This is a genomic window from Comamonas sp. JUb58 (assembly GCF_004364775.1).
Lineage (GTDB): Bacteria > Pseudomonadota > Gammaproteobacteria > Burkholderiales > Burkholderiaceae_C > Comamonas.
The window spans coordinates 83,667-97,887 of sequence record NZ_SOAL01000013.1 but is presented as its reverse complement, the minus strand read 5'-3'; the positions used below and the strand labels follow the sequence as shown (position 1 = coordinate 97,887).

Here is a 14,221-nt window from a genome sequence, read left to right as displayed (position 1 = left end):
GTATTTGCTTTCAGAAGACCGGTAACGCCCCCGGGCCACGGTCTTACGCCCTCCCCTTCGCTCTTGCTGAAAGCCTTTATGCCTCTTGCCTCTGCGCCTTCCGTTATTTCCTCGCGCTCTTCTCCTCTGCGCCGCCACTCTGCACTGGCCCGCGCCTGCGCTGCACTCAGCCTGGGGCTGCAGCTGCAACTGGCTTCCGCCCAAAGCCTGTCGCTGGAGCTACCCGCCCAGCCCCTGTCCGCTGCGCTGAGCCAGTTTGCCCGCCAGGCCGGCCTGCAGCTGACCTATGCCTCCGAGCTGGTGCAAGGCCGGCAATCCCAGGCGATCAGCGGCCGCTATGAGCTGCAGCAAGGCCTGGCCCAGCTGCTGCAGGGCAGTGGCCTGCAGGGCCGCATCGCCGGAGGCACCTTGACCCTGGAGCGCATACCAGCCCCCGCCCCTGCGCCCGCGCAGGACCACACCCTGCCCGTGGTCACCGTGTCGGCCGGCGACCAGTACGTCAACCTGCTGCCAGCGCCCTATGCCGGTGGCCAGGTGGCCAAGGGCGTGCGGCTGGGCGTGCTGGGCAATACCAGCAATATGAATGCGCCCTTCAGCACCACCAGCTACACCGCCCAGGCGGTGCGCGACCAGCAGGCCAGCACCATTGCCGAGGCGGTGAACCGCGACCCCTCGGTGCGCTACACCGTGCTGCCCGGCGGCAATGTGGACAACCTCTACATCCGGGGCTTTCCGATCTGGGAAGGCAACTCCGGCGAAATTGCCTTTGACGGCATCTACGGCATTGCGCCCAACTACCGGGTGCGCACCGAGTATGTGGACCGCATAGAGGTCATCAAGGGCCCGGGCGCGCTGCTGTTTGGCATGTCGCCCAATGGCTCGGTCGGCGGCGTGATCAACATCGCCCCCAAGCGCGCCAATGAAGAGGTCGCCAGGCTGACCCTGGGCCACAGCTCCGACAGCCTCTGGAACACCCATGCCGATGTGGGCCGGCGCTTTGGCGATGAGGGCCAGTACGGCATCCGCATCAACGCCAGCAAGTACAAGGGCGATACGGTGGTGGACCAGCAGCGCAGCAATGGCAATGTGCTGGCCCTGGCGCTGGATTACGAAGTGGCGCAGTTCCGCGCCACGCTCGATATCCTGTCGCAGGACGAGCGCATCGACGGCGTGGGCCGCCCCATCATGCCCAGCGGGCTCAGCGCGCTGCCGGCCGCCCCCAGTGGCAAGCGCAATGCCTCGCAGGCCTGGGAATGGTCGGACAACCGCGAGCGCGCCGTGCTGCTGCGCACCGAGTTCGATGTGACCGAGCAGCTCACCGTGTTTGCCAATGTGGGCCAGTCACGCGCCGATGTGGACCGCCTCTACGACTCTGCACCGCGCCTGACCTCGGCCTCCGGCGCCACCAGCAGCACCCCCACCTATGCGGTGTTCGATGTGGACCGCAGCACCATCGATGCTGGCCTGCGCTCCCGCTTTGCGCTGGCTGGCCTGCAGCACTCGGTCACCCTGCAGCTGGCCAGCTACCGCGAGGAGTTCCACCGCGCGCTGCAAGCGGGCAGCACGATCCAGTCCAACATCTATGCACCCATCGCCAACAGCCCGCAGAGCATTGCCCGGCCCAGCGATATTCCGCGCATCCATGACAACCGCAACACCAGCCTGGCGCTGGTCGACACGGTGGGGCTGCTGAACGACCGCCTGCAGCTGTCCCTGGGCCTGCGCCACCAGGTGATCAAATCGACCAACTTCAATGCGCTGACCGGCGCCACTGCCAATGTCTATGACGAGAGAGTCACCACGCCTGCGCTGGGCGTGGTCTGGCGCCAGGCGCCCAACTGGTCGCTCTACGCCAACTACATCGAAGGGCTGAGTAAGGGCGATATCGCGCCGCCCTCGGCCAGCAATTATGGCGAAGTGCTGCGCCCCTACAAGAGCCGCCAGTACGAGATCGGCAGCAAGTACGACCTGGGCAGCTTCATGGCCACGGCCTCGCTGTTCAGCATCGAGAAACCCAGCGGCGGGCTGAACCAGGGCGTCTACCAAAGCAATGGCGAGCAGCGCAACCTGGGCATGGAGCTGTACGCCTATGGCGAGGCCGCCAAGGGCCTGCGCCTGCTGGGCGGCCTCACGGTGCTGAAGCCGGAGATTACCCGCGCTGCCACGGCCGCGCTGGTGGGCAACCGGCCCATCGGCACCTCGCGCCTGCTGGCCAATGTGGGGGTGGAATGGGATGTGCCCGCGCTGCAAGGCCTGAGCCTGATCGCCGACCTGGCCTACACCGGCGCCCAGTATGCCGACCAGGCCAACCAGTTGCGCATCCCGGCATGGACCCGCGCCGACCTGGGCCTGCGCTACACCACGCGCATCGCCGAACGCAAGACCACCTTGCGCGCCACCGTGCAGAACCTGGCCGACCGCAATGCCTGGGCAGGGGTTACATCCTGGGGCGCGGTATCGCCGATGGTGCCGCGCACCTTTGTCGTGTCGGCATCGGTGGATTTCTAAGGCTGCTCGGCAGGCTTAGCTTTTCTTCTGCGGCCGGTCCCAGTTCGCAATACTGACCTGCTTGCCGCGCGCCACGCTCAAGGCGCCCGGCGGCGTGTTCTTGGTGATGGTGGAGCCGCCGCCCACGGTGCCGCCGGCACCAATGGTCACCGGGGCCACCAGCACGCAGTTGCTGCCCACATGAACATCGGCTTCGATGACGGTGCGGTGTTTGTTGGCGCCGTCATAGTTGGCGGTGATGCTGCCCGCGCCGTAGTTGACCCGCTCGCCCAGCTCGGCATCGCCCAGGTAGGCCAGGTGGTTGGCCTTGGCGCCATCGGCCAGGCGCGAGTTTTTGACCTCGACAAAGTTGCCGATGTGCACCTGCTTGCCCAGCTGGGCACCGGGGCGCAGGCGGGCAAAGGGCCCGACCAGCGCGCCCTCGCCCACCTGGGCGCCAGCAGCTTCGCCATCGATATGGGTAAAGGGGTGGATGACCGCATCGGCCGCGATCTCGGCATTGCTGATATGGCAGTAGGCGCCAATGCGCGCGCCATCGCCAATGCGCACCTGGCCGCCAAAGATGCAGCCCACATCGATCTCCACATCCTGCCCGCAGAGCAGCTGCGCCTTGCCGCCGCGCGCATCGTCGCGCAGGTCAAAACGCGCCGGGTCGGCCATGCGCACGCCCTGGGCCATCAGCGCCTGGGCCTGGCGCATCTGGTGGGCACGCTCCAGCTCAGCCAGCTGCTGGGGGCTGTTGATGCCCGCCACCTGCAGCACATCGGCAATGCAATGGCCTTCCACCGCCACGCCATCGGCCACGGCCATGGCCACGATGTCGGTCAGGTAGTACTCGCCCTGGGCGTTGTTGTTGTTCAGCTGGGCCAGCCAGGGCTTGAGCCGGCGCACCGGCACGGCCATGATGCCGCTGTAGATTTCGGTGATCGCGCGCTCCTGCGCATTCGCATCCTTTTGCTCGACGATGCGCTGCACCGTGCCTTCGGCATTGCGCACAATGCGGCCGTAGCCTGTGGGATCGGGCATGTTGACGGTGAGCAGGGCCACACGGTCGCTGCCTGCGGCATCGAGCAGGCCTTGCAAGGTGTCCGCCTGCGTCAGCGGCACATCGCCGGACAGCACAATCGCCATGCCATCGTCGGCCAGCAGCGGCACCGCCTGCTGCACGGCGTGGCCCGTGCCCAGCTGCGGCTCCTGGCGCGCAAAGGCCAGCTGGTGGATGCCGGCGCGGTTCTGGCCCATCGCCGCCTCCACCTGGTCAGCGCCATGGCCGGTGATCACCACCGCCGAGCGGGCCTGCAGCTGGGCGGCGGTATCCAGCACATGCTGCAGCAGCGCACGCCCGGCCAGCTTCTGCAAAACCTTGGGGTGGCGGCTTTTCATGCGCGTGCCCTTGCCAGCGGCCATGATGATGATGTCGAGTGGAGCGGTCATGGTGGATCAGCGAAGCGGCGCCGGGCACCGCCTCTAAAAGACAAAACCATGCGATTATCGCGCGCTCTACAGGCTTTCAGCTTCTGCCGCAGCCACTGCCTTTGGGCAAAAAAACAGCCTGCACGGGGCAGGCTGTTGTTGGAGAAGGCGTAGCGTTTAGATGTTGTAGAGCATGCTGCCGTCGGTCTTACCCCATTGGAAGCGGGTGAACCAGCGTGCGGGCTGCTCGTCCAAGTTGGGCTGGCCGCCCTGGTTCTTGGGGAAGTGGTAGACCAGCGGATCCTGGCGCTTGCTCTCGATGACCACCGATTGGCCGGCCTTGAGCACAACCGTGTGGCCGGCATGCAGGACCAGGTCACCGGCTTGCAGGCTGGCTTCGTTGCTCAGACCCAGGCCCAGGGTGATCCAGGCGGTGCCTTCGGAGATGCGCAGCACAACATCGCGCTGGGGCACAAAGCTGACGGCCTTGCCGGTGGGCAGAATGCGCATCTCGGCAGCGGCCGACGCAGCGCGGCTGGCACGCGCAGGGCGCGCAGCGATGGAGCCAGCAGACAGAACATGAGATGCAGACATTGCCATGGTGATTTCCTTCACAGGGCCCTGGTGTCAATGCGACCCTAGGGTTTACCCGATATGCGTATCTTGCGCCTTGGCAGCGCCTGCGTCCAATGAATAAAAGAGGGCCGATCGATGCAGCAACGGCATTAATGGTTTACCCTAGGTTTTAGGCTTTCTGCAGCCCCGGGGCCACGCCAAGCCAACGGCAGCTATCGAAGCAGGAGCATGATGCCAACCTGCCCCGGGGATACACCCTGGTGCAGTGTGTACTTCTTGCTACAGTGCCTCCACCATGCCAGACCTGCCTCTGCCGCCTTCCCTGCTCCGCACCCGGCCCATCGCCGTGGGCCATCTGCGCGCTTTTCTGGCGGTAGCTCGCTACCTGAACTTCCGCGCCGCGGCCGAGGAGCTGGCGCTGACCCAGTCCGCCGTCAGCCGCCAGATCCAGGCGCTGGAGGATGAGGTCGGTATTGCGCTGTTTCTGCGCCATACCCGCGCGGTGGAACTGACCAGCGCTGGTGCCCAGCTGCAGCGCGCGGTATCGCCTGCCATCGAGCGCATCGACTCTGCCGTGCGTCTGATCCGCCAGACCAGCGGCCGCAAGAGCGTGGCCATCACCACCTGGGCCAGCTTTGCATCGATGTGGCTGATCCCGCGCATGGAGGCCTTCCAGCGCGACAACCCCGAGATCGACATCCGCATCGATGCCACCGACAACGTGCTCGACCTGGAAACCTCGGATGTGGACCTGGCGCTGCGCTACAGCCTGCCCCAGCACGCCACCGCTAACTCGCAGCGCCTGTTTGGCGAGCAACTGGCCGTCGTCGCCAGCCCCTGGCTGCTGCAAAGCCACCCGCGCATCAGCCAGCCCGCCGATGTGGCCCGCCATACCTTGATCGAGGCAGGCGACGCCCACCGCCTGCAGCACCTGGACTGGCTGACCTGGGAGCGCTGGCTGGAGCTGCATGGCTGCGGCAATCTGCAACCCAAGCGCTGGCTCTACCTCAACTACGCGCACCAGATCGCACAGGCCGCCCTGACTGGCCAGGGCCTGGCGCTGGCACGCATGCCGCTGGTGGCCGATGCACTGGCCAATGGCGATCTGGTCGAGGTGCTGCCCGAGTTCCGCATGGATTCGCCCCTCGCCTACTGGCTGATCATTGGCCCGCGCAGCCAGCAACGCCCCGAAGTCACCGCCTTTTGCGCCTGGCTGCAGTTGCAGGCCGCCGCTACGCGCACGGCGATTGGTGACAGCACCGGCAGCTGATCTGGGCTGTGCAGTGCCCGCGCTGATACGCCCACGCTCTCAGCCCCGGCCAATTCACTATTAGACAAGGCGGAGCACCCTCCCTACAGTCAAAGCGGCTGCCTGCGCGTTCCACACCCGCAGGCAGTCACCTATAACGACACAAGGAGACAGCCATGTTCAACCCTCGCTTTGGCCGCCGGCGGGCGCTGGCGCTGTGTGCGGCGCTGCTCGCGGGCGCCGCCAGCCCGGCGCTGCAGGCCCAGGACTTTCCCAGCAAGCCCATCAAATTCATCGTGCCCTTTGGGCCGGGCAGCGGTACCGATACCTCGGCGCGCTACTACGCCAAAAAGCTGCAGCAGCTCAGTGGCCAGCCGGTGGTGGTGGAGAACCGGCCCGGCGGCAATGGCTTTATAGCGGTCAAGCAGGCCTTGTCGGCCCCGGCGGATGGCTACACCGTCTTTATCGGCAGCAACTCCACCCTGGCGGTGAACACGGCGCTGTTCAAGGAGCTTCCCTATGACCCGCAAAAGGACTTTGCCCCACTGACGATGATGATGCGTGCCCCGGCCATCGTCGTGGCGCCGGGTGATGCCGATACCAAGCAGCTCAAGGATCTGGTGGCCAAGGCCCAGTCCAACCCTGGCAAGATCAACTTTGGCGCGGGCTCGGCCGGCTACCAGCTGATGGGTGAGCTGTTCAACGATGTGGCCAAGGTGCAGACCGTGCATGTGCCCTTCAAGGGCGCGGGCGAGGTCGCCACCGCTGTGGCGGGCCACACGGTGGACTACGCCTTTGCCGAGGCCACCTCGGTGCAGGAGCTGATCAAAGCCGGGCGGCTGACGGGCCTGGCCGTCGCCTCCGACAGCCGCGTGGCCGCGCTGCCCAACGTGCCCACCGCCCGCGAAGCCGGCCTGCCCGGCATCGAGGCCTACACCTGGGTGGGTGCGATGGTCAACAGCAAGACGCCCGCGGACACCAGTGCCAAGCTGGCGGGCTGGTTCATGCAGATTGCGGCCGAGCCCGAAACCCAGCAGTTTTATGCCAACCTGGGCGCCACGGCGATGAGCGGCGGCCCGGCGCAGATGCGCCAGTTCCAGGCCGATGAGATTGCGCTGTGGAAACGCATTGCCACCCAGGCCAAGATCGAGCTGCAGTAGGTCTCCCTGCTGACTGGCGCATGCCAGCAGCCGTCAAAAAGAAGCGCTCAGAAAAAAGAGCCGCTCCCCCACAAAGGGAAGCGGCTCTTGGATCAAACAGCCAGCCGGGCCAGACCCGCCCGGCAAACCCAGCTTTAGGCCAACGTAACGCGGGCAAACTTGCGCTTGCCCACTTGCACGACAAAGGTGCCGGCGGGCAGCTTCAGGCCCTTGTCTTCGATCACCACGCCGTCCACCCGCACACCGCCGCCGTCGATCAGACGGTTGGCTTCGCTGGTGGAAGGGGCCAGGTTGGCCTGCTTGAGCAGCGCGCCAATGCCCAGCGGTGCACCGCTCAGTGCGACTTCGGGGATGTCATCGGGGATGCCGCCCTTGCTGCGGTTGATGAAATCCTGCTCGGCCGCATCGGCCGCTGCAGCGCTGTGGAAGCGCGCCGTGATTTCCTTGGCCAACAGCACCTTGGCGTCCTTGGGGTTGCGGCCGCCTTCGATTTCCAGCTTGAGCGCGGCGATTTCCGGCAGGCTCATGAAGGACAGCAAGGTGAACCAGTCCCACATCAGGTCGTCCGAGATCGACAGCACCTTGGCAAACATGGTGTTGGCGTCTTCGGTGATGCCGATGTAGTTGTTCTTGGACTTGGACATCTTGTGCACGCCGTCCAGGCCCACCAGCAGCGGCATGGTCAGCACGCACTGCGATTCCTGGCCGTATTCGGCCTGCAGATGGCGGCCCATCATCAGGTTGAACTTCTGGTCGGTGCCGCCCAGCTCCAGGTCGCTCTTGAGCGCGACCGAGTCATAGCCTTGCAGCAGCGGGTACAGGAACTCGTGCAGGCTGATGGAGCTGCCTTCGTTGAAGCGGGTGTGGAAATCGTTGCGCTCCATCATGCGCGCAACGGTGTACTTGGCCGACAGCTCGATCATGCCGCGTGCGCCCAGCTTGTCGCACCACTCGCTGTTGTAGCGCAGCTCGGTCTTGCTCGGGTCGAGCACCTTGTAGGCCTGCTCCTTATAGGTCTCCGCATTCACCTGGATCTGCGCAGCAGTCAGCGGCGGCCGGGTGCTGTTGCGGCCCGAAGGGTCGCCAATCAAGGTGGTGAAATCGCCGATCAGGAAGATCACGGTGTGGCCCAGGTCCTGCAGCTGGCGCATCTTGTTGAGCACCACCGTATGGCCGATGTGGATATCCGGGGCCGTTGGGTCCAGGCCCAGCTTGATGCGCAGGGGCACGCCCGTGGCCTCGGATTTGGCCAATTTTTTGACCCATTCCTCCTGTGGCAGCAGCTCATCCACCCCACGCAGACTTACCTGCAAAGCCTCTTGCACACGGTCGGTAACAGGGTAAGTTGTAACAGTCGATTGATTCATATGGGGTTTCTCAGGTTGCCAGCAAAGCCGAGGGCGTTATACTCCGTCCCTTGCGTTGCAGCGTTTTATTCTAGCCGCGTCTGTCAGACGATGTCCCAAGGGGACTTTATCCAGGCCCGCGAACGCTGCACATGAAGTTTTTTTTGTGCCATCTTGTTAAAAACACCCTACCGCGCCCTGAGACGCGGTTTGTTTTGGCTCCGCATACGCAGCCGGCAAGTTGGCAGTCCATAACCGGGATGGAACATTGAACAACGGATTCATCACCGCTGGCAGCCTCGTCATTCGCCAGTTGGTCAATACCGCCCAAGCACACCCCAAGCGTCTCGCTGCAGCACTGGCCGTCATGTTGATGACCGGTGGCGGCGCCGCTTTTGCGGTCGCTGAGCTGGGCCCCAATCCGTCCGACATGCCTGTGCAGACCGTGGAATACCCCGTCGAGTCGCTGGCTTCGGACATTTCGATCGCAGACTTGGTCGACGGACCAGGTTTTTCTTTGTACCGCACCGACGAGGTGCGCAGCAACGACACGCCAGAGTCCCTGCTGCGCCGCCTGGGCGTGGCTGACCCGGCTGCAGCGGCCTTCATCCGCAGCAATGCCAAGGCGCGCGGCGCCATCATTGGCAAGGCTGGCCGCCAGATCACCGCTGAAACCACCCAAAGCCATGAGCTGACCACCCTGACGGTGCGCTGGGCGGGTGACAGCAGCGATGTGTTCCAGCGCTTCAGCATCCGCAAGGCCAATGGCAAGTTCGACACCCTGACCGAATTCCTGCCACTGACCCATGGCACGCGTCTGTCGGGCGGCATCATCCGCAGCTCGCTGTATGCGGCCACCGATGCCGCCAGCCTGCCCGACAATGTCTCGAACCAGATGGTCGAGGTGTTTGCCGACAAGATCGATTTCCGCCGCGCGCTGCGCGCCGGTGACCGCTTCTCGCTAGTCTACGAAACCCTGGAAGCCGATGGCGAAGTACTGGGCACCGGCCGCCTGCTGAGCGCCGAGTTCCGCAACAACGGCAAGACCCATGAGGCGCTGTGGTTCCAAGACTCGCCCAAGGACAAGGGCGCGTACTACAACTTTGCCGGCGAAAGCGGCGAGCGTAGCTACATCGGCTCGCCGGTCAAGTACACCCGCGTCTCCAGCGCCTTTGCGATGCGCGTACACCCCATCCACAAGACCTGGTCCGCCCACAAGGGTACCGACCTGGCCGCCCCGCAAGGCACGCCGGTGCGCACCGTCGGTGATGGCCTGGTGACCTTTGCCGGCGTGCAAAACGGCTATGGCAATGTGATCTACATCGACCATGGCAACAAGCACGAAACCGTCTACGCCCACCTGAGCCGCATCGCCGTCAAGCAAGGCGCACGCGTGGGCAAGGGCGACGAGATCGGTGCCGTCGGCCAGACCGGCTGGGCTACCGGCCCGCACCTGCACTTTGAGTTCCGCGTTGCCGGTGAGCAGCGTGACCCGCTGGCCATGGTGGCCGAGAGCGAAACCAGCAAGCCGATCAGCCGCCAGGCCCGCGCCAAGTTTGACAACCTGGCCAACAGCATGCGCCTGGCCTTGAACGACCAGATGCTGATGCTCGAGACCAGCAGCACCAACCAGTAAGCCAGTAAGCAGCGCGTAACAGCCGCTGCCACCGCCCCCAGGCCCCCACAATCTTGGTATTGTTGGGGCCTTTGCTTTTGCAGGCTCAACAACGATGACTGAACGCTTTATTGGCCTGATGTCCGGCACCTCGCTGGATGGGGTGGATGGTGTGATTGCCCAGTGGCAGGACGGCCGCATGGAGGTGCTGCAGTACGCCAGCACCGGCTTTGCCCCCGAGCTGCGCGCCGAGCTGCTGGCGCTGAACAGCGCCGGCGAGCATGAGCTGCACCGCGCCGCATTGGCAGGCAATGCGCTGGCACGCAGCTATGCGCAGGTGGTCGATCGGCTGCTGGCGCGCAGCCAGTTGCAGCCCGGCGATATCATCGCCATTGGCGCCCATGGCCAGACCGTGCGCCACCAACCAGGCCTTTGGGATGCCACCGGCTACACCTTGCAGCTCAACAACCCGGCGCTGCTGGCGGAGCTGAGCGGCATTGCCGTGGTGGCCGATTTCCGCAGCCGCGATGTGGCCGCCGGTGGCCAGGGTGCGCCGCTGGTGCCCGCCTTCCACCACAGCGTATTCGGCGGCGCGGGCAAGCTGCGCTGGGTGCTCAACATCGGCGGCATCTCCAACATCAGCCGTCTGGAAGGCGATGACATCCGGGGCTGGGACTGCGGCCCCGGCAATGCGCTGATGGACCACTGGTGCCAGCTGAACACCGGCAATCCCTATGACGATGGCGGCAGCTGGGCGGCCAGCGGCCAGGTGATTCCAGATTTGCTGGCGGCCTTCATGGAGGAGCCCTTCTTCCAGCTGCCACCGCCCAAGAGCACCGGGCGCGACCTGTTCAACCCGGCCTGGCTGGCCCCCTTGCTGGAGCGCCATGCGCCGGGCGCTGCGCCTGCCGATGTGCAGGCCAGCCTGACCGCCTTTACCGCGCTGGCGATTGCGCAGGACATGCAGCGCCATGGCGCTGCCGAGGGCCAGACCTTGATCGTCTGCGGTGGCGGTGCACTCAACCAGAACCTGATGCAGCGCCTGGCCGATCTGCTGCCCGGCATGGTGGTGGACAGCTCGGCCGCGCATGGCCTGCCACCGCTGCAGGTAGAGGCCAGCGCCTTTGCCTGGCTGGCCCGCCAGTGCTGGCAGAGCCTGCCCGGCAACCTGCCGGCGGTGACCGGGGCACGCGGCCTCCGGGTGCTGGGCGCAATCTACCCGCGTTGAGCGGGTAAGGAATGCAGGCTTAGGCCTTAGGCATCCCCGCCATCGGGCGCTGGCTTGACGGGCTCATCCTTGTCGAGCTGGCTGAACACCAAGGTGGCGGCCAAGGTCATCAAGGCCACGGTCAGGAAGGTCGCATGGATGGCGCGCAGCGACTTGTCCGGGTCGGTGATCCAGCGGTCTGCATAGCCCGACAGCAGCGCGCCAGCCAAGGCCACACCAATGCCCATGGCCAGCATCTGCACCATCGACAAAAGGCTGTTGCCGCTGCTGGCAAACTCGCCGTCCAGGTCCTTCAGGGTGACGGAGTTCATCGCCGAGAACTGCATGGAGTTGAAGCCGCCAAACACAAACAGCTGCAGCAGCAGCAACCAGGGCGGCTGGTTGGCGCTGGTCAACGCAAAGCTGGCGAGCATGAAGGCCACCATCACCGAGTTGACCTGCAGCACGCGACGGTAGCCAAAGTGCTGCACCGTCTGCACCGCAAAACGCTTGACCAGCATGCTGCCCATGACGGTGGCCAGCATCATCATGCCGGCATTCATCGGCGCCATGCCCAGGCCCACCTGCAGCAGCAGCGGGATCAGAAACGGCGCAGCGCCCGTGCCAAAGCGGGCAAACAGATTGCCCAGCAGGCCCACGCGCAGCGAACGCACGCGGAACAGCATAGGAGGGAACAGCGGCTCGGGCACGCGCAGCGCATGCATCCAGTAGCTGGCCAGGCTGGCCAGGCCAAACACCATCAGCACCACCACCATCGCCATGCCCAGGCCCATGCCGGACATGCCATCCAAGGCCACCGAAATGGCCACCATGCCGAATGACAGCAGCGCATAGCCCAGGCCATCAAACTTGCGCGGCACCGACCAGGTGGTCTCGGGCATCCAACGGCGCGCCGCCCAGACGCCGAACAGGCCGACGGGCACATTGATCCAGAAGATCCAGTTCCAGGTCGCAACCTCGACCAGCCAGCCGCCCAGGGTGGGGCCCAGCAAGGGGCCGATCTGGCCGGGGATGGCGATAAAGCTCATCGCACGGATGAAATCGCCCTTGGGGTGGCTGCGCAGCACTGCCAGGCGCCCCACCGGCAGCATCATTGCGCCGCCCACGCCCTGCACCACGCGCGCGGCGATCAGAAAGCCCAGGCTGGGCGAGAGCGCGCACAGCACCGAGCCCAGCACAAACAGTGCAATCGCCCACATGAAGACGCGGCGCGTACCAAAGCGGTCGGCAATCCAGCCGGACGCCGGGATCAGCATGGCCGTGGTGAGCGAGTAGGCCACGATGACCGACTGCATCTTCAGCGGACTTTGGCCCAGCGAATGCGCCATGGCCGGCAGCGCGATGTTCAGGATCGTGGCATCGAGCGACTGCAGAAAAAAGGCAATCGCCACCAGCCAGAGCAGGCGCTCCTTGTGGGGCGCGACGGGGCGGGGGGTCAGTTCAGCGGACATGGGCAAAACAAAAGCCGCTGGTCAACAGCGGCTTGTGGCAAGGGGGTGGAGCAGAAGGCAAGCAAGGGAGCCATGCCTTCCATCACGGGCTGCGCGGCTTATACCGAGAAGCTCGATCCGCAACCGCAGGTGGTGGAGGCGTTCGGATTCTTGATCACGAACTGCGCACCCTGCAGGTCTTCCTTGTAATCGATCTCGGCGCCCAGCAGGTACTGGTAGCTCATCGCATCGATCAGCAGCGACACGCCATTCTTGGTCATGGTCGTGTCGTCGTCGTTGGCAATCTCGTCAAAGGTAAAGCCATACTGGAAGCCCGAGCAGCCGCCGCCTTGCACGAACACGCGCAGCTTCAGATCCGGATTGCCTTCTTCGGCAATCAGATCGGCCACCTTGGCCGCAGCGCTGTCGGTAAAGACAATCGGGGTGGGCATTTCCGTCATGGTGTTTTCAGCAACTTCGCTCATGGGAGACGACTCCTGTCTTATTTGATGTACTGCAAAGAATGGTACTCCAATCGCATCTTTTTCGCAGCCCATCGGCTGGGTGACGCCAATTGCAGTGTGGGAATACCCGCATTGATTCCAATGCCCCATAAAAAAACCGCCCCGAGGGGCGGTTCTTGGCAAGTAGCCAGCAATTAACGCTTGGAGAACTGCTTTGCGCGGCGTGCAGAGTGCAGACCGACCTTCTTACGCTCGACTTCACGTGCGTCACGGGTCACGAAGCCAGCTTGGCTCAGTTGCGACTTCAGTGCTGCGTCGTAATCGATCAGAGCGCGGGTGATGCCGTGGCGGGTTGCACCGGCTTGGCCGGATTCACCGCCGCCGTGCACGTTGACCTGGATGTCGAAGGTTTCGACATTGCCGGTCAGCACCAGGGGCTGCTTTGCAATCATGATCGAGGTTTCGCGGCCGAAATATTGTTGAATGTCCTTGCCATTCACAACAATCTTGCCGGAGCCCTTCTTCAGAAACACACGGGCGACGCTGGATTTGCGACGGCCGGTGCCATTGTTCCAATCACCAATCATCTCGGGACTCCTTAGATTTCCAGCACTTTAGGCTGTTGGGCGGTGTGAGGATGCTCATCACCACCGTAGACCTTCAGCTTCTTGATCATGGCGTAGCCCAGAGGACCCTTGGGCAGCATGCCCTTGACAGCCTTTTCGAGAGCACGGCCAGGGAACTTCACTTGCATGTCGCGGAAGTTGGTGGCAGTGATGCCGCCTGGGAAGCCCGAATGACGGTAGTACACCTTGTCCGTGTTCTTGGTACCAGTGACCTTAATCTTGGAGGCGTTGATGATGACGATGTAGTCACCGGTGTCAACGTGAGGTGTGTAAATGGCTTTGTGTTTGCCGCGCAGACGGAGTGCCACTTCGCTGGCGACACGTCCGAGCACCTTATCGGTGGCGTCAATCACAAACCACTCGTGTTGCACCTCAGCGGGTTTTGCGCTGAATGTAGACATGAGTTTTCTCTTTCAATAGAGGGTTTGGCGAATCCTTTTCCGCGGTCGGTGCTTCTTCTAGACGCAACTCTCGTCACGCAGGAAGCCTCTTAGGCGGTACTCCCTCACGTGCAGCACCTGGGCACTGCAAGCAAAGTCTTCGCCGCGGGATTCATAAAAATCGCTGCGAAGCTCTCCATTATAAAAGTTTTTCGGCAAGACGTAA

General features: G+C 64.1%; 12 protein-coding genes. 5 read left to right on the top strand and 7 right to left on the bottom strand.

The genetic code is table 11. From position 1 onward, the window contains the following. The first annotated feature begins 78 nt into the window (after positions 1-78). Positions 79-2,508 (top strand): TonB-dependent siderophore receptor, encoded by a 2,430-nt coding sequence (locus EDF71_RS15345; protein ID WP_133857448.1) that lies wholly within the window; start codon positions 79-81, stop codon positions 2,506-2,508. Between the two features lie 15 nt (positions 2,509-2,523). On the opposite strand, the gene glmU is transcribed toward EDF71_RS15345, so the two are convergent. Beyond that, positions 2,524-3,942: a bifunctional UDP-N-acetylglucosamine diphosphorylase/glucosamine-1-phosphate N-acetyltransferase GlmU gene (gene glmU / locus EDF71_RS15340; protein ID WP_133857447.1), complete on the bottom strand. Its 1,419-nt coding sequence runs from the start codon at positions 3,940-3,942 to the stop codon at positions 2,524-2,526. A gap of 156 nt (positions 3,943-4,098) precedes the next feature. Then, positions 4,099-4,521 carry a DUF2917 domain-containing protein gene (locus EDF71_RS15335; RefSeq protein WP_133857446.1) on the bottom strand — a complete coding sequence of 141 codons (423 nt, stop codon included), beginning with the start codon at positions 4,519-4,521 and terminating at the stop codon, positions 4,099-4,101. 271 nt (positions 4,522-4,792) lie between these two features. Between EDF71_RS15335 and EDF71_RS15330 the strand changes: the two genes are divergently transcribed. Both EDF71_RS15330 and EDF71_RS15325 read left to right on the top strand, forming a co-directional pair. Next, positions 4,793-5,767: a LysR substrate-binding domain-containing protein gene (locus EDF71_RS15330; protein ID WP_133857445.1), complete on the top strand. Its 975-nt coding sequence runs from the start codon at positions 4,793-4,795 to the stop codon at positions 5,765-5,767. A gap of 155 nt (positions 5,768-5,922) precedes the next feature. Further along, entirely contained in the window at positions 5,923-6,906 is a 984-nt protein-coding gene (locus EDF71_RS15325; protein WP_133857444.1) for a tripartite tricarboxylate transporter substrate binding protein, read from the top strand. Positions 6,907-7,040: 134 nt separating this feature from the next. Here the strand turns inward: EDF71_RS15325 and tyrS are convergent, their stop codons facing one another. Continuing rightward, on the bottom strand, positions 7,041-8,273 hold the full coding sequence (gene tyrS, locus EDF71_RS15320; protein ID WP_133857443.1) for a tyrosine--tRNA ligase: 1,233 nt from the start codon (positions 8,271-8,273) through the stop codon (positions 7,041-7,043). A gap of 247 nt (positions 8,274-8,520) precedes the next feature. Between tyrS and EDF71_RS15315 the strand changes: the two genes are divergently transcribed. Together EDF71_RS15315 and EDF71_RS15310 are read left to right on the top strand one after the other, a co-directional pair. Next, positions 8,521-9,888: a M23 family metallopeptidase gene (locus EDF71_RS15315; RefSeq protein ID WP_133857442.1), complete on the top strand. Its 1,368-nt coding sequence runs from the start codon at positions 8,521-8,523 to the stop codon at positions 9,886-9,888. 94 nt (positions 9,889-9,982) lie between these two features. Next, positions 9,983-11,095, top strand: coding sequence for an anhydro-N-acetylmuramic acid kinase (locus EDF71_RS15310; protein WP_133857441.1), 1,113 nt, complete (start codon positions 9,983-9,985; stop codon positions 11,093-11,095). A gap of 26 nt (positions 11,096-11,121) precedes the next feature. Here EDF71_RS15310 and mdtD read toward each other — a convergent pair whose 3' ends face one another. The 4 genes from mdtD to rplM all read right to left on the bottom strand — a co-directional run bounded on the left by mdtD (position 11,122) and on the right by rplM (position 14,016). Then, positions 11,122-12,546 carry a multidrug transporter subunit MdtD gene (gene mdtD / locus EDF71_RS15305; protein ID WP_133857440.1) on the bottom strand — a complete coding sequence of 475 codons (1,425 nt, stop codon included), beginning with the start codon at positions 12,544-12,546 and terminating at the stop codon, positions 11,122-11,124. Between the two features lie 98 nt (positions 12,547-12,644). Further along, positions 12,645-13,010, bottom strand: coding sequence for an iron-sulfur cluster insertion protein ErpA (gene erpA, locus EDF71_RS15300; protein WP_133857439.1), 366 nt, complete (start codon positions 13,008-13,010; stop codon positions 12,645-12,647). A 173-nt stretch (positions 13,011-13,183) separates the two neighbouring features. Beyond that, complete coding sequence (rpsI, locus tag EDF71_RS15295; protein ID WP_021026900.1) at positions 13,184-13,576, bottom strand: 30S ribosomal protein S9; 393 nt, start codon at positions 13,574-13,576, stop codon at positions 13,184-13,186. A gap of 11 nt (positions 13,577-13,587) precedes the next feature. Next, complete coding sequence (gene rplM, locus EDF71_RS15290) at positions 13,588-14,016, bottom strand: 50S ribosomal protein L13 (protein WP_021026901.1); 429 nt, start codon at positions 14,014-14,016, stop codon at positions 13,588-13,590. Positions 14,017-14,221 lie beyond the last annotated feature (205 nt).

What these genes read in the sequence shown, in the direction of transcription:
- rplM (WP_021026901.1), bottom strand. Translation starts at nt 14,016, where the DNA reads ATGTCTACATTCAGCGCAAAACCCGCTGAGGTGCAACACGAGTGGTTT.
- tyrS (WP_133857443.1), bottom strand. Translation starts at nt 8,273, where the DNA reads ATGAATCAATCGACTGTTACAACTTACCCTGTTACCGACCGTGTGCAA.
- erpA (WP_133857439.1), bottom strand. Translation starts at nt 13,010, where the DNA reads ATGAGCGAAGTTGCTGAAAACACCATGACGGAAATGCCCACCCCGATT.
- EDF71_RS15345 (WP_133857448.1), top strand. Translation starts at nt 79, where the DNA reads ATGCCTCTTGCCTCTGCGCCTTCCGTTATTTCCTCGCGCTCTTCTCCT.
- EDF71_RS15310 (WP_133857441.1), top strand. Translation starts at nt 9,983, where the DNA reads ATGACTGAACGCTTTATTGGCCTGATGTCCGGCACCTCGCTGGATGGG.
- EDF71_RS15330 (WP_133857445.1), top strand. Translation starts at nt 4,793, where the DNA reads ATGCCAGACCTGCCTCTGCCGCCTTCCCTGCTCCGCACCCGGCCCATC.
- glmU (WP_133857447.1), bottom strand. Translation starts at nt 3,942, where the DNA reads ATGACCGCTCCACTCGACATCATCATCATGGCCGCTGGCAAGGGCACG.
- EDF71_RS15325 (WP_133857444.1), top strand. Translation starts at nt 5,923, where the DNA reads ATGTTCAACCCTCGCTTTGGCCGCCGGCGGGCGCTGGCGCTGTGTGCG.
- EDF71_RS15335 (WP_133857446.1), bottom strand. Translation starts at nt 4,521, where the DNA reads ATGGCAATGTCTGCATCTCATGTTCTGTCTGCTGGCTCCATCGCTGCG.
- rpsI (WP_021026900.1), bottom strand. Translation starts at nt 13,576, where the DNA reads ATGATTGGTGATTGGAACAATGGCACCGGCCGTCGCAAATCCAGCGTC.
- mdtD (WP_133857440.1), bottom strand. Translation starts at nt 12,546, where the DNA reads ATGTCCGCTGAACTGACCCCCCGCCCCGTCGCGCCCCACAAGGAGCGC.